This is a genomic window from Natrinema gari JCM 14663 (assembly GCF_000337175.1).
Lineage (GTDB): Archaea > Halobacteriota > Halobacteria > Halobacteriales > Natrialbaceae > Natrinema > Natrinema gari.
Map to the genome: position 1 here is coordinate 1 of NZ_AOIJ01000086.1, position 20,209 is coordinate 20,209.

At 67.2% G+C, this 20,209-nt stretch carries 20 protein-coding genes and 1 pseudogene; 11 read left to right on the forward strand and 10 right to left on the reverse strand.

What is annotated here, in order from left to right:
- Window positions 1-196 (reverse strand): annotated as a pseudogene (locus C486_RS21205) (hypothetical protein); the annotation flags it as partial.
- 69 nt (window positions 197-265) lie between these two features.
- Between C486_RS21205 and C486_RS18250 the strand changes: the two are divergent.
- Window positions 266-820 carry a GNAT family N-acetyltransferase gene (locus C486_RS18250; protein WP_008458841.1) on the forward strand — a complete coding sequence of 185 codons (555 nt, stop codon included), beginning with the start codon at window positions 266-268 and terminating at the stop codon, window positions 818-820.
- 56 nt (window positions 821-876) lie between these two features.
- On the opposite strand, the gene C486_RS18255 is transcribed toward C486_RS18250, so the two are convergent.
- Together C486_RS18255 and C486_RS18260 are read right to left on the reverse strand one after the other, a co-directional pair.
- Entirely contained in the window at window positions 877-1,737 is an 861-nt protein-coding gene (locus C486_RS18255) for a hypothetical protein (RefSeq protein WP_008458843.1), read from the reverse strand.
- A complete protein-coding gene (locus C486_RS18260) occupies window positions 1,727-3,118 on the reverse strand; it encodes an outer membrane protein assembly factor BamB family protein (protein ID WP_049910706.1) in 1,392 nt (463 codons plus the stop codon). Before C486_RS18260 ends, C486_RS18255 begins: the two co-directional genes overlap by 11 nt.
- Before the next feature lie 121 nt (window positions 3,119-3,239).
- Here C486_RS18260 and fen point away from each other — a divergent pair, with 121 nt between their 5' ends.
- Window positions 3,240-4,217, forward strand: a complete 978-nt coding sequence (gene fen, locus C486_RS18265; protein ID WP_008458847.1) for a flap endonuclease-1 — start codon at window positions 3,240-3,242, stop codon at window positions 4,215-4,217.
- Between the two features lie 52 nt (window positions 4,218-4,269).
- Here fen and mvaD read toward each other — a convergent pair whose 3' ends face one another.
- Complete coding sequence (mvaD, locus tag C486_RS18270) at window positions 4,270-5,253, reverse strand: phosphomevalonate decarboxylase MvaD (protein ID WP_008458848.1); 984 nt, start codon at window positions 5,251-5,253, stop codon at window positions 4,270-4,272.
- 204 nt (window positions 5,254-5,457) lie between these two features.
- On the opposite strand from mvaD, the gene nth reads away from it, so the two are divergent.
- Window positions 5,458-6,141: an endonuclease III gene (gene nth, locus C486_RS18275; protein ID WP_008458850.1), complete on the forward strand. Its 684-nt coding sequence runs from the start codon at window positions 5,458-5,460 to the stop codon at window positions 6,139-6,141.
- A gap of 100 nt (window positions 6,142-6,241) precedes the next feature.
- Window positions 6,242-6,502: a hypothetical protein gene (locus tag C486_RS18280; protein WP_008458852.1), complete on the forward strand. Its 261-nt coding sequence runs from the start codon at window positions 6,242-6,244 to the stop codon at window positions 6,500-6,502.
- Between the two features lie 82 nt (window positions 6,503-6,584).
- Here the strand turns inward: C486_RS18280 and C486_RS18285 are convergent, their stop codons facing one another.
- A complete protein-coding gene (locus C486_RS18285) occupies window positions 6,585-7,382 on the reverse strand; it encodes an NAD(+)/NADH kinase (protein WP_008458855.1) in 798 nt (265 codons plus the stop codon).
- Between the two features lie 78 nt (window positions 7,383-7,460).
- Window positions 7,461-8,771, reverse strand: a complete 1,311-nt coding sequence (locus C486_RS18290) for a M28 family peptidase (protein WP_008458858.1) — start codon at window positions 8,769-8,771, stop codon at window positions 7,461-7,463.
- A gap of 138 nt (window positions 8,772-8,909) precedes the next feature.
- On the opposite strand from C486_RS18290, the gene C486_RS18295 reads away from it, so the two are divergent.
- The 3 genes from C486_RS18295 (at window position 8,910) to C486_RS18305 (ending at window position 10,823) form a co-directional block, all read left to right on the forward strand.
- Window positions 8,910-9,974 (forward strand): polyprenyl synthetase family protein, encoded by a 1,065-nt coding sequence (locus C486_RS18295; RefSeq protein ID WP_008458859.1) that lies wholly within the window; start codon window positions 8,910-8,912, stop codon window positions 9,972-9,974.
- 134 nt (window positions 9,975-10,108) lie between these two features.
- Complete coding sequence (locus tag C486_RS18300) at window positions 10,109-10,525, forward strand: DUF7541 family protein (protein ID WP_008458861.1); 417 nt, start codon at window positions 10,109-10,111, stop codon at window positions 10,523-10,525.
- 49 nt (window positions 10,526-10,574) lie between these two features.
- Window positions 10,575-10,823, forward strand: a complete 249-nt coding sequence (locus tag C486_RS18305; RefSeq protein WP_008458863.1) for a DUF6684 family protein — start codon at window positions 10,575-10,577, stop codon at window positions 10,821-10,823.
- Window positions 10,824-11,319: 496 nt separating this feature from the next.
- Here C486_RS18305 and C486_RS18310 read toward each other — a convergent pair whose 3' ends face one another.
- The 3 genes from C486_RS18310 to C486_RS18320 all read right to left on the reverse strand — a co-directional run bounded on the left by C486_RS18310 (window position 11,320) and on the right by C486_RS18320 (window position 13,833).
- Window positions 11,320-12,060, reverse strand: coding sequence for an NAD(P)-binding oxidoreductase (locus C486_RS18310; protein ID WP_008458867.1), 741 nt, complete (start codon window positions 12,058-12,060; stop codon window positions 11,320-11,322).
- 106 nt (window positions 12,061-12,166) lie between these two features.
- Window positions 12,167-12,994: a CBS domain-containing protein gene (locus C486_RS18315; RefSeq protein ID WP_008458869.1), complete on the reverse strand. Its 828-nt coding sequence runs from the start codon at window positions 12,992-12,994 to the stop codon at window positions 12,167-12,169.
- A 419-nt stretch (window positions 12,995-13,413) separates the two neighbouring features.
- Window positions 13,414-13,833 carry an SRPBCC family protein gene (locus C486_RS18320; protein ID WP_049910707.1) on the reverse strand — a complete coding sequence of 140 codons (420 nt, stop codon included), beginning with the start codon at window positions 13,831-13,833 and terminating at the stop codon, window positions 13,414-13,416.
- A 118-nt stretch (window positions 13,834-13,951) separates the two neighbouring features.
- On the opposite strand from C486_RS18320, the gene C486_RS18325 reads away from it, so the two are divergent.
- From C486_RS18325 to C486_RS18340, 4 genes are all read left to right on the forward strand, one after another.
- Window positions 13,952-14,872 carry an ABC transporter ATP-binding protein gene (locus C486_RS18325; RefSeq protein WP_008458873.1) on the forward strand — a complete coding sequence of 307 codons (921 nt, stop codon included), beginning with the start codon at window positions 13,952-13,954 and terminating at the stop codon, window positions 14,870-14,872.
- Entirely contained in the window at window positions 14,869-16,725 is a 1,857-nt protein-coding gene (locus tag C486_RS18330) for an ABC transporter permease subunit (RefSeq protein ID WP_008458874.1), read from the forward strand. Before C486_RS18325 ends, C486_RS18330 begins: the two co-directional genes overlap by 4 nt.
- Window positions 16,715-17,869: an ABC transporter permease gene (locus C486_RS18335; protein WP_008458876.1), complete on the forward strand. Its 1,155-nt coding sequence runs from the start codon at window positions 16,715-16,717 to the stop codon at window positions 17,867-17,869. Before C486_RS18330 ends, C486_RS18335 begins: the two co-directional genes overlap by 11 nt.
- An 82-nt stretch (window positions 17,870-17,951) precedes the next feature.
- A complete protein-coding gene (locus C486_RS18340; protein WP_008458878.1) occupies window positions 17,952-19,814 on the forward strand; it encodes a formate/nitrite transporter family protein in 1,863 nt (620 codons plus the stop codon).
- 90 nt (window positions 19,815-19,904) lie between these two features.
- Here the strand turns inward: C486_RS18340 and C486_RS18345 are convergent, their stop codons facing one another.
- Window positions 19,905-20,126, reverse strand: coding sequence for a YgaP family membrane protein (locus C486_RS18345; protein WP_008458881.1), 222 nt, complete (start codon window positions 20,124-20,126; stop codon window positions 19,905-19,907).
- Between the last annotated feature and the right edge of the window lie 83 nt (window positions 20,127-20,209).

Consider the following 20,209-nt stretch of genomic DNA (forward strand, 5'->3'; position numbering starts at 1 on the left):
CGGCCGAGAGCACGTTCGGATCGAGCAGCCACATGACGATGCCGAACGCGACCGCACCGATCGCGCCGCCGAGTGTACCGCCGACGAGCCAGTCGGTGTGGCCGCTGAGTCCGTTTGCAGCCATCGTCTCGGAATCGCCGCCTATCATGCCATCAGTTACCACGAACGGCTCCAAAAGGATTGGTTCCGTTAGCATACCGGGATCTCAGGACGGGGAGACGGTCCGATCCCGTGCATTGTAGTGGCTCGCTCGCGAAGCACTCCCGTGAAGTACGAACTGCTCGCGTGGCCGCCGGACGGCCCCAAACTCCGACTCGATCACGAACGGTTCAGCTACGCCGGGAAGTTCGTCATGACAAACACGGGTAAGGCGGTGGCGCGGACGGCCGACGGCCGACTCGTCGCGGCCGTCGCGTTCAACGCGGATCGGACCGACGAGGACACCCTGTGGCTGCGCTACGTGACCGTCGACCGCGAGCGCCGCGGCGAGGGGATCGGTCCCCGACTCTGTCGGCTGGTTCGGGACCGCGCCGTCGACCGCGGCTACGACCGGCTTCGGATCGCCGTCAACAACCCCTTCGCCTACGAGGCGCTCTATCGGACCGGGTTCACCTACACCGGCGAAACGACCGGCATCGCCGAACTGATCCTCGAGTATCCGACGCCGAACTCGGACACGGATGTCGACGCGGACTGGACCGAACGCGAGCGCTATCAGGCCGGTCTCGAAGAGTACCGCGCTCGGGACCTCTCGGCGGACGAGGAGGCGTTCCTCGAATCGCAGCGTGACAGCGAGCCGCCGGAGACCGGCAATGAGTGAGACGGCAAGACCCGGATCGGAAGGGGGCGCGACGCACGGGGTCCCAGCCGACGAAACTACCGCGGTCCCGTCCGATGTAGGGCGGCGACCGCGACGGCGTGGACTGTTCCCGCGACGGTCACGCTGACGACGGTCGCCAGCACGGCCCCGATGAGCGGCGACGACGCAAGCCGCGAGACACCGGTCAGCGCGTACCCGACGTAGCCGAGGCTGACCAATATCACCAGAATCGTGCCGGGACTTGCGACCGCGTAATCGAGGCTCTCGCGCGCGGCCACGACCAGATCGTCGCCGTCGATCACGATGGCCGCGGGAGCGACGAAGAGCGCGACGAAAACGGGAGCGATCACGAGTAGCGCCACGAACGCGAGCCCGATTCCAAACCCGGTCCACGCGCCGGCCAGGACTACCGTGCCGAGCGAGACGCCGTCGACGACCGCGACGAACGCGACAAGTCGGGCGACCCGATCGAGGGGCGGGACGATCCTGCTCGTGTCCGCGGCTGCCAGCCAGAGACACCAGGCGAACGCGACCGCCGTCGCGGCGCTGAGCAGCGCCTGCCAGCCGACGAAGGCGACGAGAAACCGGGGTTTCATCCCGGACAGGATCGCGGGACCGATCTCGATCGTCGGCTCGAGCCGCGGGACGAGCGGCAGCGAAAGCTGGACGAGGCCACGGTCGGGGAACAGCGCGAGGCCAACGGGGTACGGTGACGCGAGCCTAGCGACCGTACTTGCGCCACCGAACACGCCGGCGACGGCGAATGGGCAGACCAGCGATGGCCGCCCGCGGAGCAGGGTGACCACGGTCGCGAAAACCGACCTGAGACCGGGACCGGTCCCGAGACTCGAGACGTCCGGCTCCGACTCCGTCTCGCCCCCGTTGACCGCGTCCGAATCGGAGTCGTCAGTCGCCATCGTCCCCGAGTCCGTAGAGCATCAGCGTCGTTCCGATGACGATTCGATCGCCGGCGACGACCGCGGGCGTCAGGGCGGCGCGTTCGGTTTCGCCGCCGCCCGAGGTCCCGACCGTTTCGGTGAACGTCCACAGCCGTTCGCCGTCCGCCGTCGCGAGGGCGTGGAGACCCGCACCGCCGGGGACGAGCAGGAGGTCGCCAGCGACCGTCGGCGGTGGGCCCCCCTCCGTCAGCATGCTGCCGGGCGTGTCGTCGATTGTCTCCGTCCACCGAACGCCGCCGTCCGCGCGGTCGATGGCCGCGACGCCGATCGGGTCAGCACCCTCGTCGGCTTCGATCACGCCGACGTGGTAGACGGTCGTCTCGTCGACGGCCAACCCGACATGTGCGTCACGCTCGAGCGGGCGAGTCCAGCCGCGATCCCCCGACGCCGCGTCGAGTTCGCGGATCCGAACCGCCCGGCTCGAGTCCGATTCCGTCCATCCGACGGTGTAGACCGTCCCGTCGCGTGCCGCCATACTGTTGCCGGCCTCGACCCGCCACTCGGAGGTCCGCCCCTCGCCGACGGTCCACTCGTGAGTGCCGTTCGCGAGGTCGAGTCCGACGAGCACCGGTCCGCCGAGGACGCGCCCTTTCACGACGACGGTCCCGGTCGCGGTGTCGACGACGTGGTCGATGGGAACGAGCGAGTACTCGTCGTCGGGGTTGGCGGCTGCGAGGCCGTATCGCCAGCGCTCGCCGCCGTCGTCGGGGGTGACGGCCGAAACGGTTCCCCGAGAGTGGAGGGAGACGACAGCCCCGTCCGCGATGACTGGTGTACCGGACAGTGTTACGTCCGCACCGAATCCGCCGGGCGGTGCCACATCGACCCCCTCATCGTTGATCCACCAGCGAGCCAGATTCTCGCCGAGCCCCGAGACGCTCTCGGGCCAGCTGTCAGGGCCAGCGGCGTAGCCGCCGATCACGTTCCCGTACGGGACGAGCAACACGCCGTCCCGGTAGACCGTCGTCGAAGCGAACGCCATGGGGCCGGCGCTCCGGCCGAAGCCACCGTAAGTGTTGGAGACGTCACCGTCACCGGTCTCCGCGTCGACGACGAACAGGCCGTTGGCGTACTGGCAGTAGACGGTCCCGTTCGCGACGACCGGCGGGAGCCACCCGGACGCACTGACCGATCGCGACCACGCGACCTCGACGCCGTCCCGTGGCAGGTCTGCGTCCGGGACGTACCGCGTTCGCCCCGGATCGCGGCCGTACATTCGCCAGTCGATCTCGCTCGCGGCCGGCGTCCGATCTGCGCCGAGACAGCCCGCAGCCGCGCTGAGAACCGTTCCGACGCCGGCAAGCACTGTCCGACGACACGGCCTCGAGGGAGTATCCATACTATCAATTAATATGTTCACTTCTGTTCCGGAATAAATTTTCATCTCGACATCGAGCGGCTCGGTCTCGCGGACGCGACGAAGCCAACGATTCAAATCCCGGTCCGCCCTACTGCCGCCAATGGGAAACGCTGCACTTCGAGACATCGCTGTCATCGAGGAGACCCCCTTCGACGAGATCGAGGGCGTCGTCGCCGTCGACGCGCACAACTGGCTCTACCGGTATCTGACGACGACCGTCAAGTGGACCGACAGCGACACGTACACGACCGCCGACGGGACCGAGGTCGCCAACCTCGTGGGGATCGTACAAGGGCTCCCCAAGTTCTTCGAGCACGATATCACGCCGGTGATGGTCTTCGACGGCGGCCCCTCAGAGCTCAAGCACGACGAGATCGAATCCCGGCGCGAACAGCGCCGCAGCTACGAGGCGCAACTCGAGACCGCTCGCGAGGAGGGTGACGCGGTCGCCATCGCCCAACTCGAGTCCCGAACCCAGCGACTGACGCCGACGATCCAGGAGACCAGCCGCGAACTCCTCCGCTTGCTCGACGTGCCGATCGTCGAAGCGCCCGCGGAGGGCGAGGCTCAGGCCGCCCACATGGTCAAACGGGGCGACGCCGACTACGTGGGGTCCGAGGACTACGACGCCCTGCTCTTTGGCTCGCCGCTGACGCTGCGCCAACTGACGAGCAAGGGTGCCCCCGAACTGATGGATCTCGAGGCGACCCTCGCACATCACGACCTGACCCTCGAGCAACTCATCGACGCGGCGATCCTCATCGGGACGGACTTCAACGAGGGCGTCTCCGGCATCGGCCCGAAGACGGCGATTGCGGCGATCACCGAGCACGGCGACCTCTGGAGCGTGCTCGAGGCTCGCGGTGTGCACGTCGAGTACGGCGACCGCGTCCGACAGCTGTTCCGGGATCCCGACGTGACCGACGACTACGAGTTCGAGTCGACCGTCGACCCGGATCTCGAGGCCGCGAAGTCGTACGTGATCGACGAGTGGAGCGTCGACGCCGGCGAGGTCGAACGCGGCTTCGGGCGCATCGAGGAGAGCGTCACGCAGACGGGGCTGGACCGCTGGACGTAATCAACGTTTTGCCGAGGGCCGCCTTCGGCGACCCGCAGAGCAAAACGTCGTCTCAGAACAAGTGGTCGTCTTCGTCCAGCAGTCGAGCAGGGCCGCCGACGTCCCACGTGGTCGTCGAGACGCCACAGTCGGCGACGGCCTCCTCGACTTCCTCGGCGTGTTCCTCGGTGGTGTTGACGTAGACGCTGGCACCGGTATCGGTCGAGAAGTAGACGGGGATGTCCTCTTCCTCGCGGAGTTCGCGGACCGTGTTGAAGACCGCGAGGGTGGCCGGCTGCCAGTAGACCCAGCCCGAGGGGCCGGTCATCGTGGTCGCCGCGAGCGACAGCGAGTCGTGTTCGGCGAGTTCGAACGCGCGCTCGAACTCGTTGTTTCGCAGTGCGTCACGCATCTCGGCGATCTGGCCGTGAATGTGTGCGTTCCGAGCCTGGAACATGTGACTGTCGGCGGCCTCGCGGTGGGCGTCCTCGGTCTCCTTGTGATAGGGGACGAGGCCGACGATGATCTTCAGCTCCTCGTGGAGGTCCGACGGCACCCGCTTGGAGCGACAGTCCGCGTCGTTCAGACCGGTATGAAGCTGTGAGAACGCGCCGGTGACCGCTCGCGCGGCCGAGGCCGAGCCGACACGGGCGATCGTCGAGATTTCCTGTTTACTGGCGTCTAACTCCGCCGCCTCGGCCAGCGCCATCGCTGCGGCCGCGAACCCCGACGAGGACGATCCCAACCCGACGTTCGACGGGAAACTGTTCTCGCTCTCGAGGCGAACCGGATACACCGTGTGTGCGGCGTCGGACTTCGAACGGGCCTTCTCGACGACGGCCTCGACCCGCTCGTACGCGCGCCCGTCGAGTTCCTCGCCGTCGACGACGAAGGTGTCCTCCTCGTGGTCCATCGAGAACTCGACGGTCGTTCGCGTGTGGCTAGGGGCCGTACAGACGCTGATACTGTCGTGGTAGGGGAGTCGCTCGATATCGTCGCGCATCCCGTGATACTTGACCAGCCCCTGAATGGGGTGGGCCATCGCCGTGGCTTTCATACCCTCATAGGTGGCTGAGGGCCGCTTAAAGCTCACGGCATCCGGCCGACCGGACCGACTCGCGTGCGGAACGACCACTGTCTGTGCCGTCCACATCCATCACTCGAGCCGCGGGCCGAACGCCGGGAACGGATCGTGTCCGTCCGGCTGCGCCCTCGATCCGGAACCCGAACGCTAAACCGAACCGGTTCCCACCACCCTCCTATGGGAACCCCACGCGAAACCACGCAGGCGCAAGCCGAGGCAGTCATCGATCGTCTCGAGGCGGAGTATCCCGAGTCGGCGATTTCGCTGCGGTACTCGAATCGCCTCGAGTTACTGATCGCGGTGATCCTCTCGGCGCAGTGTACGGACGAGCGAGTGAACCAGGAGACGGAACACCTCTTCGAGAAGTACGATGGGGCCGAAGACTACGCCACCGCGGAGCAAGACGAACTCGCCACGGACCTGAACTCGATTACCTACTACAACAACAAGGCCAAATACATCCGGAGCGCCTGTGAGTCGATCCTCGAGGACCACGACGGCGAGGTGCCGGATACGATGGCCGAACTGACCGACCTCTCTGGCGTCGGCCGGAAGACGGCGAACGTCGTCCTCCAGCACGGCCACGACATCGTCGAAGGGATTGTCGTCGACACGCACGTCCAACGGCTCTCGCGTCGGCTCGGACTGACCGAGGAGGAGTACCCTGACCGCATCGAGGAAGACCTGATGGAGATCGTGCCCGAAGACGGGTGGCAGGAGTTTACGCATCTCTGCATCGATCACGGTCGAGCGACCTGTACGGCACAGAACCCCGACTGTGGCGACTGCGTGCTGGCGGACCTCTGCCCGTCTTCAAAGGGCGACAGCGAGATCGATCTCGCCTCCGGCGACCCCTGGTAACTGGCGGCTAGCGGCGTGGACGAACCGAGGTCCCGGGAACCCCGATGTCGCAAGTCCAACGTCTTTTCTGCGACCGCAGATACCCGCACGTGGGGTCACTATGTCCGAGAACTCCGACGAGCGTGAGACTACCGACACGGACGAACACGGGCGCGATGTCCAACTCACACAGGAGCGGACCGATCCCGAAGCGGCCCAGGACGAGGAGGGGCTCACCGAGGAAGAGATGGAAGCCCGTGAGCGGCAGGCCGAAGCGGAGCGCAAGCGGGATATCGACGAGGACTCCGTCGATCGGGAAGACGACGCCCTCGAGAACGCGAACCCGGACCACCATCGGGACGAGGAGCCATACAACAGCTAACCGAGTCGCAGCTGCGGGCCGGCTTCTCCGGTCACCAGGCCCCGAGTCGCGCCGCTTTTCTACGCGCCTACGCGCGCTCGAGTTACACGTCCGGAACGGCCAGCATCGTGAGCGAGTCGGCGAGGGAGACGCTGACCTGCGAGTCGACGGTGACCGCCCCGACCGAGCGACCGTCGACGACGAGGCTCGCATCGCTCTCCTCGCGTTCGACCGCGAACGTCAGCGCATCGGTTGGCAGGACCCACTGTCTGGTCTGTGTGACGAACGGGCCGATCGGGGCGACCGCGACGGCGTCGACGCTCGGCGAAAGGTGGGGTGCGTCGACCGCGCTCGCGTAGCCGTGGCTCCCCGCGGGCGTCGCCGCCACGACGCCGTCGGCGCGAAAGGTCGCGATGTCCGTCTCTCGATCCCGGAGACTGTACTCGGAGATGCGAGCGGGCTCGTCGGTGATGAGCGTCACGTCGAACAGGGCGCGCTCGCTGATCGCGGGCACGTCCCGCTCGTCGCCGGCTGTCGACTCGAGGGTGACCCCCAAAACGGGGCATTCGCGACGGACGGCACGCCCGTCGAGGACGGCCTCGAGTGCGGCGGGAAGCCGCCGGCGATCGACCGATTCGATCCCGGTGAGCGGGCCGACCGGGACCACGGGGGTGTCGACGCCGGCGCGAGCGACGGCCGACAGCGTCGCCTCGCCGCCCGTCACCAGCACCGACGGCTCGGCCGCGAGCACGGTCTCGAGCGTGCCGCTCGTGATCGTCCCGTCGGCGTCGGCCACCACCGACTCGAGGGCCGTGTCGATTTCGATGGCGTCGATCGCAGCCGTCTCGGCATCGACGACGCCGACGACGGGAGAGTCGTCCCCGTCCCACGCGGCATGCATGGCCGTCAGTTCACACGGCCCGGTCAAAAGCGTACGGTTGTCGAACGCGTCCCGGCGGTCGATCGTCCCGACTGTCTCTCAGTCGTCGTACGGCCAGTCGCCGGTGATCCGCATGCCTTCGGCGAGGTCCTGGGACTCGAGGTCGGCCGCGATCGCCTCGCGGTCGCGTCGGGCGACGGATACGTCCTCGCGAGCGAGCGCCACGACGTAGTCGGTCAGGAGGATCGCCTGTTCGCGCAGGGTCCGTGGCTCGAGTTTCTCGATGGTGTCGGCGAAGGTATGGCCCCAGCCCCGCCCCGCGCCGTCCGACATCGACTTGACGTGACAGCCCGGAACGCCCCACTTGACGAACGACCAGTGATCGCTGTGGGGGCCGAGCTTGGGGACGGTTCCGATCGGGTGATCGTACCGGTCGGCGACCTCGTTTGCGGCGTCGGCCAAGGCGTCGAACCCGTGTGTAACGATCGAGAGCGTCCGGTCACGGACGACCCCGTCGCTGTTGACGACCGCCTTGATCGCGTCGTGATCCGCCCGCTCGGCGTACCGCCTCGAGCCGAGGAGGCCGACCTCTTCGGCCCCGAAGCCGACGAACTCGACGCGAGTCTCGAGATCGTCCTCGCGGGCGGCGAGCGCGGTCGCGAGCTCGACGATCATCGCGGTGCCGGCACCGTTGTCCATCGCCCCCTCCGCGATATCGTGGGCGTCGACGTGGCTCGTCACGAGGACGCGCTCGTCGGTGTCGGGGCCGAGTTCAGCGTGGACGTTCTGGCTTTCGGCGGGCTGGATAGTGGCCTCGACGGAGACCGTAATCGACTCGCCGTCGAACCGACGGCCGAGCCGCGCGCCGACCTCGCTCGAGACGCCGACGGCCGGGATCGGACCGATCGGCTCGTCGTGCCAGCCGACGCTCCCGGTCGGCGGGAGACAGCCCTCGACGTGATTGCGGTAGACGAATCCCGCCGCCCCCTGCTCGACCGCGTAGTGGTACTTCTCTCGGCGATGGATGTACCGGTCGTAGTAGTCCGGAACGTCGCTGCGAACCATGACGATCGCGTCCTCGACGTCGGTCTCCTCGAAGTCGGCGGGGAGCCCGTAGCCGAGATCGATCAGCGGCGCGACGACGCGGTCGTCGGGACTGCGCGGCAGCGCGATACAGTCCTGGGTCGTGTCGCCGGCCGTAATCGCGCTGTCTTCCCGCGTCCAGCCCTGTATCTCGAAGGACTCGAGTCGGGCGTTTCGCGCGCCGGCATCGGCCAGTGCGTCCCGCGTCAGTTCGGCGGCCTCCCGTTCACCCTCACTGCCGGCCATCCGGTTGCCGATATCGACCAGTCCTTCGAGGTGATTCCACCCCGCATCGCTCCGAAAGACGGTTCCGATCCAGTCGGACATGAGTGGCTCATGGGCCGACGGGCTGGTAACTGTATCGCTCGCTCGATTCGGCCCGCCGGACCCGATACGGTGGGTGGTACCACCCGTTGACACGACAAACTGCGAATCTTTTTTACCCCGCTCGCACTCGAACTCGATATGCGGGAGACGCTTGCCGACTGGCGGCCGGCCGTCGACGAGGCGATCGCCGACCTGGTCCCACGAGAGATCGACACCGACTACCTCGAGTCTTTCTTCGGTGCGCCCACCTACGAGTACGATCCGACCGGTATCCAGCGCGCGTTAGCGACGCCGCTGTGGGATCTCCTCGACCGCGGCGGGAAACGGTGGCGTGCAGTGCTCTTTCTCGTCTTTGTCGAGGAATTCGGCGAGGACCCGGCGGAGTACTTACCGTATGCCTGTATTCCGGAGATTCTGCACAACGGGACGATCATCGTCGACGACGTCGAAGACGGGGCGACGATCCGGCGCGGCGAGCCGGCACTCCACCGCGTCTACGGGCGCGATATCGCACTCAACGCCGGCAACGCGATGTATTTCTTACCCTTGAAGATCCTCACACAGGACCCCGCCGGGCTTCCGGCCGACCGCCGACTGGCCGCCTACGAGATGCTGATGCACGAACTCAACCGCACACACCTCGGTCAGGGAATGGACATCTGCTGGCACAACGAAGGGGAGGTTCGAATCACCACCGACCAGTACCTCGAGATGTGTGCGTGCAAGACCGGCTGTCTCGGCCGGATCGTGGCCCGCCTCGCCGCGATCATCACCGATCAACCACCCGAAGTCGAGCGAGCCGTCGCCAAGTACGCGGAGCTGACCGCGGTCGCCTTCCAGATCGGTGACGACATTCTGGACGTCGAGCACTCGCTCGGCCAGGCCGGCGAGTTCGGCAAGGAATTCGGCAACGACATCCGCGAGGGCAAGACGACGCTCATGGTCATCCACGCGATCCAGGAGAGCGAGCCTGAACGCGCCCGACGGCTCCAGGAAATCCTCGAGGCCGAGGACAACACCGACGACGAGATCCTCGAGGCCTTCGAGATACTCGCAGCCGCCGGGAGTATCGAGTACGCTCGCGAGCAGGCCCTCGGTCTGGCGGCGCAGGCTCGCGGTGCGATCGACGGGTTGGACTTCGACGCCGAGACGACCCGAAAGCTCGAGGAGTTCACGGAGTTCGTCATCGAGCGCGACGAATAGAATCGGCGTGACTCGTGCAGGCACGCGGCCGCGGTGCCCAGTCCAGTGACCGGGCACGGTGTCCGTCGCCGGTGAACGTCACGCACACCGACGGGTAGGGCTAGATACTACCCCCTCGAGGTGGAACCCCGAGTATGGCAGACCACTCGAGACGGGCGACTGCCGAACGGACCGAGGCCGCGAAACCGTGGCCCGTTCTCGTCGCCGTCGGGCTCACGGGTTCGGAAGTCGGCATCGTCGTCGGCCTGCTTCCCGTCGCCGTCGTCGGGCTCGTGGTGTTCGCCGTGAGCGTCGCCGGCATCCTCGCCGACGCCGACTACGTCGAGCGGCCGCTCGCGCTCGCGATCCAATTCGGCGTCGCGTTCGTCGTCGGCGGCGCGGGGCTGGCGGCCCACGGGACCGGAGCGTTCACCATCGGTCCCCTCGAGCCGCTTTCGGGGCTGACGAGCCGCGGCATCGCGCTCGTCCTCGCCGGCATCGTGACGATCGTCGGGGCCGAGTTCGTGCGATCCCGACGGGCCAAAGAGAGTGGGGGCAGCGTCGAACCGTGATCCGGCACGGATCGTCGACCGACCTGCTCGAGACAGCCACGCCATCCCGATGAGTAGACGTTCCTTCGACGCGGAAATCGCCCTGGACCTCGCGGTCAACGTGATCCCGTTTCTCATCATCGGGTTCTTCGTCGCGGTCTTCGCAGTGTTCAACCCGTGGGGGGTCGACCCGCTTCAGTCGACGCTCCAGTTCGCCGTCCTCCTGGTGACGATGGGTGCACTCGCGGTCGTGACGTACGTCGCGGCTCGCGCGATCGAAACCGACGACCGAACGCGACGCGACACGGCCGAGAACTAGGCCGGAGCCGTCCCAGGCCGGAGCGATCCCGCGCCGGTTCCGGGATCAGTTGATGATGAGGACGAACCCGGTCACCGCCATCATGATCGCGATTCCGACCAGCAGGAGCACGAACAATTCCTTCTCGGAAATTCGCCGGTCGGAGTCGCTCGTATCGGGTCTCACTGGAACAGTACGGCGGTACGACGCTGGCCGACAAGAGCGTTTCCCAGGGCTAACGGTTACCGTCCGCTCGATCGGAGTCCCCGTTTCGCCGGTGGCGCTCGTCGCCTCCAGCGCCGTTGCCGTCGGGGTGGTGTTACTGCGGCCGGGCTCGTCGTCGGCGCTCTCTCGCAGGGCGACGACCGGGCGCGTAGTCGCCCAGTACCCAGTACGGACGTACGGTCACGGCTCGGTTGCTGGCCGCTCTATGCCGGCCCAAGGGTTCGCTCATGGGGGGTCGGAGGGTGATCGCACGGCCTGCAAACCGCGTTCCCGCCTCTTGCGCCGCGAGTCGTCAGGCCCGACGGTGTTCGTGGCCGGTCGTGAGGCGGTCGTCGGCCCAATCGATATCGACGCAATCGGTCGGCGCGGTCGACATCTCGTCACGACTGACGAGTTCGACGGTCCGATTGCGTGCCTCCAGTGTGAACGGCGCTGCGGCCATCACTCGCGCCACGTCGGCCCGCGGGATCGACCCGGAGAGGGACGAACCGTCCGCACCGACCACGACATCGCCGTTCGGCGGCTCGTTGATCAGTTTTCCGGGCCGGACGATCGTATACGTCAGTCCGGACCGGCGAAGCGCCGACTCCGCGTCGCGTTTGGCTCGCAACGAGCCACGAATCAGGAGTCGAGTCGGCAGCGAGAGCGCCCCTTTCGAGTTTCCGACGCCGATCGCGCTCTCGAGGACGAAAAAGGACACGTCGGCCCCCATGGCGGCAGTGACGAGGTTGATGACCCCGGTTCGATCGACCAACTTGCCGCCGATCACGTGGCGCGGGCCCGGCGGCGATCCGACCGCACAGTAGACGATATCACAGCCGTCGACCGCCTCGACGGCGTCCGCCGATTCGAAGAAATCCGCGACGGCCACCTCGTCGGCTCCGTGGCGCTCGAGCGTGTCGACGGTGGCGTACGAGCGCGTGGTCGCGCGAACGGAGAGCTCGGTCGGTCGGAGGACGGAGAGCAACTCCTCGCCGGTCGCCCCGCTGGCACCGGCGACGAGGACGCGGTCGGGTGTCGGTGAGTCAGCCATCGAGCGAGCTACTGTGCGGACACGGATAACGCTCACCAGCATTCGCGAGCGGCGACTGTCGGGCCGTCGTGACTGTGTGGCCGCGTCGGGCCGTCGACCCTCCCCCCTACTCGGCTTCGCCTTCGCGTCCGTCGTTGGATTGGAGTCGCTTGGTCGTCTGCACCAGCGGATGGCGTGCGTAGTCGACGACGTCGATGTCGTCGATCCGCTCGAGGCCCTCTTTATCCGCCGTCCGAGCCATCCCCAGCTCGATTTCGTGGTCGATGACGATGACGTAGGCATCCATCTCGTCGATCTGCAGCCGGTCGGCCGCCAGCACGCGGTGGTGGCCGTCCGCCAGCAAGAGCGTGCCGCCGTTGTCGATAACCACCAGCGGCTCGGCCAGTCCCCGCTCGAGTTCGTAGCGCCGCCCCTCGAGCTCGTCGGCGTAGACCCGGCCCTGCGTGGGGGTGAGGTCCGAGAGCGGGACGGTCCGGCGCTCCTCCGTCAGTTCGATCTCGTGGATCTGCTCGAGGGTTCGCATCAACTTCCCGACCTTCTCGGGGGTCGCACGTTCGATCTGGCTGCGGATGACGTCGGCGTTGGAGATGATTCCGACGAGGTTGCCCGCGTCGTCGACGACCGGGAGTTTCTGGATACCCGACCGAAGGATAACGCGTGCCGCGTCGTTTACCTTCATGTCGGGGTGTGCAACGAGCAGCTCCGTCGCCATGACCTTGAAAATCGGGTCGTCGTCCTCGGCGAGCAGCAAGTCGCGGGCGCTGATGAAGCCCTCTACGCGGCGTCGATCGCAGACGGGAAAACCGCTGTGTTGCTCGCTCTCGGCGATCCGCGTCGCGACCTGGCCGACGGTCTCGTCGGGCGAAACCGTCGCCACGTCGCGTGTCATGTAGTCTTTGACTGTGGGCTTCGTCCGGTCCGACACGACCTCCATGAATAGGTCGAGGACCCCCGCGTGGAAAAGCGTGTCTTCCGGGCGGCCGTTCGTGACTCGAGCACTCGGAATCCCGTTTCAGATGGCAGGGAGGTCCGCAAACGGGCTCGGGAACGATTGGGGGCTCCGACGGCTCTCCAGTGAACGCTTTACCAGTCGCCACGAGAGTGCCGACGGGGTTTGCGAGACCGAGTCGCAGTAGCCCGAGCAGTCTCGCGAGTCGAGGACCGTCCGGTGGACTCGAGACGCGAGCGGCGATCGCAACCCCGGGAACTGAGAGCATATCCCGCCGCCGACTGCGGATTCAATAGAGCCACGAGCGACCGTCCAGACGGGCCGCGAGACGGAGCCGGCGAGAACGCGACAACCGTCCGCCATCGCCGGCCGTGAACGCTCGTCCCGGGCAGCGGTCCGGCTCGCTACTCGACGGCCTGCTCGTCCTCGAGCAGCGACTCGAGGGTTTCCAGCGCCCGCAGGCAGACGGGGACGTATCCCGTGGCGTAACGGGGAAGTTCGACGGCGACGCGACATCGATCGGAGCCGAGATCGTCGACGCGATGGCCGGTGGCGGGAATCCCCAGCACGCGCCAGGTCCACCGCCGTGACGTACACTCGGTGATTCGAAACGGCAGCCAAGCGCCGGGAATCCGGACCCGGCCGGTCGTCCCCGGTCGCAGTCGGCGGTCCGTCGCCTCGACGCCGGTGAGCAGCGGCGACCAGTCGGGCCACCGGGTCGTGTCGACGAGGGCATCCCAGGCGTCGGTCGCGGGGACGGACAGGACGTGCGAGACTTCGAGACGGCGGCCGTCCGGCGTTTGCGTGGTCCCGACTCGGGTCATACGTCCGTCTACGGGGGCCGCGGTCATGGGGTTTGGGCCGCTCGTCGACCGATCGGCCGTCGAGACAGTCACGAGCCGCTAGGTTTTACTCGAGCGGCTCCCTCCGTCGGGCTAACGAATGGCGATCCTCGAAGTCACCGATCTCCGGAAGGTCTACGGCGGGTTCACGGCGGTCGAGGGGAGTTCCTTCGAGATCGAGCGCGGCGAAGTCTTTGGCGTCGTCGGTCCCAACGGCGCGGGCAAGACGACGACGCTAAAGATGCTGGCCGGGTTGATCGAACCCACCGCGGGCACCGCCGTCGTCGCCGGTCACACCCCGGGCGACGCCGAGATGCAGCGACAACTCGGCTTTCTCCCCGAGGAGTCGCCGCTCTACGAGGAGATGACCGCGATCGGCTACCTCGAGTTCTTCGCCGATCTCTACGACGTCCCCGGGGACGTAGCTCGGGAGCGGATTCACGACTCCCTGGATCGGCTCGACCTCGAGCACCGCGACCGACGGATCGGCAACATGTCCAAGGGGATGCAGCGAAAGGTCGCGATCGCGCGGGCGCTGGTGAACGATCCGGACGTGTTGATCTTCGACGAGCCGGCGTCGGGGCTGGACCCGCTGACGACCAACTACATCATCGAGTTTACCCGCGAACTGAGCGATGAGGGGAAGACGATCGTCTTCAGCGCCCATAACCTCTTTCACGTCGAGAGTATCTGCGACCGAATCGTCATCATGAACGACGGGCGGATCGTCGCCCGCGGCACGCTCGAGGAGATTCGGGCGGCCCACGGCGGCACCGAGTACCACGTCTACGCGACCGTCGACGGCAGCGACGGGCTCCCGGACGGCCGCGGTCCGATCGAGGTCTCCCGCGAGAACGGACAGGTCCGTCACCTCGTCGCCGACATGAGCGCCGTCGAGGCCGTCCGGGACGCCGTCGAGGCCGACGGGGGCCGCGTGACCGACATCCAGACGCAGACGCCGAGCCTCGAGGAGATCTTCCTCGACGTCGCGAGCGAGCCGACCGCGGAGGGAGAGCCGTGAGCGACGGCCGCGGTCGTGCGCTCGCCGAGCGACTCGGACGGCTCCGTCATCGTCTCCGCGAGTCCATCGCTCGCACGGGCCGGATCGCCCGCTGGGAAGTCCGCCGGAGCGCGGGCACCGTCGACCGGAAGACGGTGATCGCCCTCGCCGTGATGCTGCTCGCGGTCGGGACCGCCGGGTTCTCCGCCGCCGACGACGGTCTCGGCCTCGAGCGCGAGATTTACGTCGTCGGCGTCGACGAGGAGAGCCGGTACTACGACGTCGCCGCCGACAGCGACCAGTTCCGGCCGGTTCCGCTCGCGGACGTTATCGCCGAGCACGACGGCGACGACATCGTCGTCCACGGCGACGCGACCGTCGACATCGTCGTCACTCGAGACGGCCGGATCGGCCGCGTCGGTGAGAACGGGGCGGCCGCCTACGACGAGTTTCGCACCGCCATCGAGACGTACAACGCGAACTTGATGGCCGATGAGGAGGATCACGCGGCCGCGTATCCGGTGTCCGTCACGCTCGAGTATCGGGATCGCGATGATCCCAGATCGGCCGCGTCGGGAGCCGACGGCGGCGACGAAACCGGGGAGAAGACGGGGGCTGTCGACGGCTCGAGCGGGACCGGCGACGGTGAGAGCGCTGCCGACGATGCCGGTGGCGACGAGCCCTTCCAGGTGCCGGCCATCGGTGGCGGCGGCTCGGGGTCGTCGACGGGGACGCCAGGCTCGATCGCGCCGCCGTTTCCCTTCACGTCGCTCGTCCTCGCGTTCCTGTTCGTCGTGCCGATGAACTTCGTCGTTCAGGCCTACGGGAGCACGATCATGGACGAACGGGTCAAGCGGCGGGGCGAGCTGCTGTTGGTCTCGCCGGCCTCGCGCTCCGAGATCGTCGCGGGCAAGACGCTGCCGTACCTGCTCGGGCTCGTGGGCGTCGTCGTCGCGATCGCGCTGGCGATCGAGGGCGGCCCGGTCGCGGTCGCCGCGGCGCTGCCGATCGCCCTGCTCTTCCTGGCGGCGGCGTTCGTCGGTGCGATGTTCGCCCGGTCGTTCAAGGAACTCACGTTCGTGACGGTCACGATCAGCGTCGCGCTGACGAGCTACACGTTCGTTCCGGCGATCTTTACCGACGTGACCTCGATCGCGTTGATCTCGCCGCTGACGCTGATCGTAATGGACCTCCAGAACGAGCCGGTTCGGCTCGGAGAGTATCTGTTCTCGACCGGCCCGTTCTACCTGAGCGCGGCCGTCTGCTTCCTGCTGGGGCTTGGCGTCTACCGTGAGGAGGACATGTTCGCCCAGAAGCCGATCCCAGCGAAAGTCCTCGACGCGATCGCGAATCGGGTCCGCGGCTCGTGGAGTATCCCGCTGCTGTCGATCCTCTTTCTCCCCTTCGTCTTCGCCAGTCAACTCCTCTCGGTCGCGTTGCTGTTCGCCGTTCCGCAGTCGGTCGCCGTCCCGTTGGTCGTCCTCGCTGCCGCGTTGGTCGAGGAGATCGCAAAGAGCATCCACGTCTACGCCGGCGTGACCCGCTCGCGGTTCGACGCGACGCTGCGGACGGCCGCCGTGGTGGGTGCGCTCTCGGGGAGCGGGTTCTTCGTCGGCGAGAAACTCACTCACGTCGTCCAGTTCGTCGGGCTCCCGGAGCTGGCCGTCGGTACCGCCGCCTTCGGCCCAGCCGTCTCGAGCGAGCCGCTCATACTCGGGGCCGTCTTCCTCGCGCCGCTGGCCTTGCACGTCGGCACGGCCGTCTGCTCAGCAGTCGGCGCGAGCCGTGGTCGGGCCGGCTACGCCCTCGGCCTCCTCACGGCGGTGCTCGTTCACGTGGTCTACAATCTGGGGGTGTTCGTCCTTGTCGCGTGATCGCGATCCCGAACGGACGCGGGACTCGAGCCGCCGAGGGCCCAACCCCCCGACCCGACCGGACGACGAGGGCGAGTCGGGCTCGACGTGGGGTGCGCGGTGGGCGATCGCCCGCCGCGAGTTGCGGTCACTGCGATCCGAGAAGACGATCCTGCTGGCACTCGCCATCCAGCTGTTCATCGCGGCGTTTTCCTCGTTTCTGGTCGTCGGGCTCGTCTCGCTGTACGATCCCGGCTCGATCGACGGCGACCGGACCGAGATCGCCGTCACCGGCACCGACACCGACACGATCCTCGCAGTCGCAAACGAGCAAGCGGGGGTCACAGCCCGACGCTACGACGACCTCGAGCGAGCCCACGAAGCGTTCGACCGCCGGAATGTGTCCGCCGTCGTCGAGGCCAACAGGACCGACGACGGCCGGCTCAGCGCCAGGGTCACTGCCCCCGAAGGGGACCTGCAGACGAGCGTGCTCGTCGTCCAGCTTCGGGAGACCCTGACTGAAGTCGAACGTATCGAGCGCCAGCGCAACGCCGACGCGGGTCGGCTCGAGCGGACGCCCCTGCCGCTGCCGTCGTCGATCCAGGCCAGTCCGTACGTCGGCTTCACCTACACGATCCTGCTGCCGCTGCTGTGCTTCCTCCCGGTGTTCATCAGCGGGTCGATCGCCGTCGACTCGCTGATCGAGGAGCGCCAGCGAGGGACGCTCGAACTGCTCCGGGTCGCGCCGCTCTCGCTCGCGGACGTGATCGACGCGAAGCTGCAGGCGCTCGCAGTGCTGGCACCGCTGCAGGCGCTCGTCTGGCTCCTCTTGCTCGCGGGCAACGGGACGACGATCGCGGCCCCGATCGCACTGGTCGCGCTGGTCGCCGCGCTCTCGCTGCTCGTCGTCACCGCGGGGATCGGGATCGCGCTGTGGGCCCCCGATCGGCGGCAGGCACAGTTGCTCTACGCCACGGCGACCGTCGGCGCGTTGGTCGCCGCGACGGTGTTGCCCGAACACCCTGCGAACACAGTCGCGAAGCTCGCGATCGGCAATCCAACGGCGACGACGTGGGGTCTGCTCGTCGGCTACTGCCTGCTTGCCGTCGGCGCGTTCGCCGCGCTCAGGTGGGCCATCGGCCGCCTCGATCCGGACTCACTCTAAGGCTCACGGGGCCGAAGTCCCGTGACGCGAACGCGACGGCAGACCCGAAACGCTTAGTCTTTCTAGACGTGCGTCCCTGTTAATGAGCAATCCCGATCAAGAGCGACCGGACCGCGATCCGCCCAACCGGGAGCCGCGGACTCGTGAGCCGCCCGAGCAGGAACACGTCCGGGAAGCGGTCGAGCGGTCCAGAAGCGGCGCTCCGGCGGTCGGTGCGGTCGTGCGCGACCGGTTTTCCGCCGACGAGATCTTCCAGCGGATCGTCGCGGCCGCCGACGAGGAGGTCACCTCGGGGGGTCGCGAACTGTTTTTCAGCGGCCTCGCGGCCGGCTTCGCCATCACGATCACGTTTCTGCTGTACGCCACGCTGACCGCCTCGACCAACGGTCACCCGATACTGAGCAAGCTGTTGTATCCGCTGGGGTTCATCTACATTATCATCGGCGGCTACCAGCTCTACACCGAGAACACGCTGCCGCCGGTCGCGCTGACCCTGGAACGGCTGGCCAGCATTCCCGCACTGCTTCGACACTGGTCGATCGTCCTCGCGGGCAACTTCGCCGGCGGCGCGCTCGGTGCGCTCGCGCTCTCCTACGGCGGCGTCTTCGACGACGAGTCGGCGGCCGCCGCGATGGACCTCGCTCGACACGGCATCGAAACGTCGTGGTGGACGCTGTTCTCGAAGGCGGCGTTCGCGGGCCTGATCGTCGCCGGCGTCGTCTGGATCGTCTACGCCTCTCGGGATACGATCTCGCGGCTGGTCGTCGTCTACATGGCCTTCCTGGCGATCCCGCTTGGCGACCTGTTCCACGTCGTCGTCTCCTTTACCGAGATGCTGTACCTGGTCTTTGCCGGCGACCTGCACGTTTTCGTCGGCGTGACCGAGTTCGTTCTCCCGGTCCTACTTGGCAACACCATCGGCGGGATCGCCCTCGTGACCGTTGTCAACTACTTCCAGACCAGTGAACGCCGCCTCGAGTCGGCCCGGTTCGAAGGGGCCGACCGCCAGCTTTCGATTCCGGAGTGGCTGTTCGGCAGCTACGCCGGTCGCTCGTACGTGCCGTTGATCGATACCGCGGAGCCCCACCCAAGCGAGAACGGCGATTATCGGGTTCTCGTTCCGATCGCCAACCCTCGAACGGAGTCGACGATCGTCGATCTGGCCTGTCGGCTCGCCAGCGGCCACGAGAACGCGACGGTCCACGCGGTCCACATCGTCAAGATGCCGGGCCGGTCGTCGATGCGGTACGGTGCGGGACAGACCGAGCGGATCGTCTCCGAGTCCGAGGACCGCATGGAGACCGTCCGGCAGCGTGCGGCCTCCTACGACATCGACTTCGAGACGTCGACGGTCGTCTCCCACCGCTCGTTCGAGGACGTCTTCGACACCGCACAGCGGGAACGGGCCGATCTCGTGGTGCTGGGCTGGGGCGACGACCGGCCGTGGGGTCAGGGTCGCGCCGAGGGTCGGATGGACGAACTGACCAGCAACCTCCCCTGTGACTTCCTCATCCTCAAGGATCGGAGCCTGGATACCTCCCGAATTCTGCTCCCGACCGCCGGCGGCCCGGACTCGGACTTGAGCGCCGCAGTCGCGCGCACGCTCCGGGACCAGTCGGGTGCCGAAATCACGCTGCAACACGTCGTCGCCAGCCCCGACGACCGAGAGCACGGCGAGCAGTTCCTCGCCGAATGGGCCGCCGAACGCGACCTCGAAGACGCCGAACTCGTGGTTGACGACTCCGGCGATGTCGAACACGCGATCTGCCGCCAGTCTCGAGACCACTCGCTCGTTCTCATCGGCGCGACCGAAGAGGGCGTGATCTCGCGGCTGATGAGCGACTCGCTGCATATGGATGTCGTCAACGAGGTCGACAGTTCGGTCCTGTTGGCCGAACGGCCCAGCGAACGCACCGTCATTCAGCGGCTGTTCGGGCACTGGTAGCCGGCGACGCGGTATCTCGCCTGCCCCTCCGAGCCAGTTCCGATGGCCGGACGCGGCTGCAGACGGTCCTCGGACACCACTCCCGTCGCGCTACTCTCGCGAGCAGGACGCCTCGGTCGTATCGATGCCGAGCACGTAGTTCCCGCCGCAGAACTGGGTCGTCGCGTTGAACAGCAAGCCTGCCGCTGCGATTCCCGTCGCGACGGCGGTCCCGCGGCGACCGGCGACGAGTGCCGCGACGGTGACCGCGAGCAACCAGAGCCCCAGGACGCTTCTGACGATTCGATCCAGTCCGCCGACGTTCCGTTCCATATTCGATGGCAGGGTCCAAAGGCAGTAATGAGTACAGCCGAATCGTTCAGGCGAGTTTATATCGCGAGCCGAACCACCCGCTC

Bases quoted from the DNA above. Each gene is read 5' to 3' on its own strand.
- C486_RS18315 (WP_008458869.1), bottom strand. From the start codon at position 12,994: ATGGAGGTCGTGTCGGACCGGACGAAGCCCACAGTCAAAGACTACATG.
- C486_RS18325 (WP_008458873.1), top strand. From the start codon at position 13,952: ATGGCGATCCTCGAAGTCACCGATCTCCGGAAGGTCTACGGCGGGTTC.
- C486_RS18310 (WP_008458867.1), bottom strand. From the start codon at position 12,060: ATGGCTGACTCACCGACACCCGACCGCGTCCTCGTCGCCGGTGCCAGC.
- C486_RS18280 (WP_008458852.1), top strand. From the start codon at position 6,242: ATGTCCGAGAACTCCGACGAGCGTGAGACTACCGACACGGACGAACAC.
- C486_RS18260 (WP_049910706.1), bottom strand. From the start codon at position 3,118: ATGGATACTCCCTCGAGGCCGTGTCGTCGGACAGTGCTTGCCGGCGTC.
- nth (WP_008458850.1), top strand. From the start codon at position 5,458: ATGGGAACCCCACGCGAAACCACGCAGGCGCAAGCCGAGGCAGTCATC.
- C486_RS18340 (WP_008458878.1), top strand. From the start codon at position 17,952: ATGAGCAATCCCGATCAAGAGCGACCGGACCGCGATCCGCCCAACCGG.
- C486_RS18345 (WP_008458881.1), bottom strand. From the start codon at position 20,126: ATGGAACGGAACGTCGGCGGACTGGATCGAATCGTCAGAAGCGTCCTG.
- C486_RS18320 (WP_049910707.1), bottom strand. From the start codon at position 13,833: ATGACCCGAGTCGGGACCACGCAAACGCCGGACGGCCGCCGTCTCGAA.
- C486_RS18290 (WP_008458858.1), bottom strand. From the start codon at position 8,771: ATGTCCGACTGGATCGGAACCGTCTTTCGGAGCGATGCGGGGTGGAAT.
- C486_RS18295 (WP_008458859.1), top strand. From the start codon at position 8,910: ATGCGGGAGACGCTTGCCGACTGGCGGCCGGCCGTCGACGAGGCGATC.
- C486_RS18305 (WP_008458863.1), top strand. From the start codon at position 10,575: ATGAGTAGACGTTCCTTCGACGCGGAAATCGCCCTGGACCTCGCGGTC.
- fen (WP_008458847.1), top strand. From the start codon at position 3,240: ATGGGAAACGCTGCACTTCGAGACATCGCTGTCATCGAGGAGACCCCC.
- mvaD (WP_008458848.1), bottom strand. From the start codon at position 5,253: ATGAAAGCCACGGCGATGGCCCACCCCATTCAGGGGCTGGTCAAGTAT.
- C486_RS18300 (WP_008458861.1), top strand. From the start codon at position 10,109: ATGGCAGACCACTCGAGACGGGCGACTGCCGAACGGACCGAGGCCGCG.
- C486_RS18285 (WP_008458855.1), bottom strand. From the start codon at position 7,382: ATGCATGCCGCGTGGGACGGGGACGACTCTCCCGTCGTCGGCGTCGTC.
- C486_RS18255 (WP_008458843.1), bottom strand. From the start codon at position 1,737: ATGGCGACTGACGACTCCGATTCGGACGCGGTCAACGGGGGCGAGACG.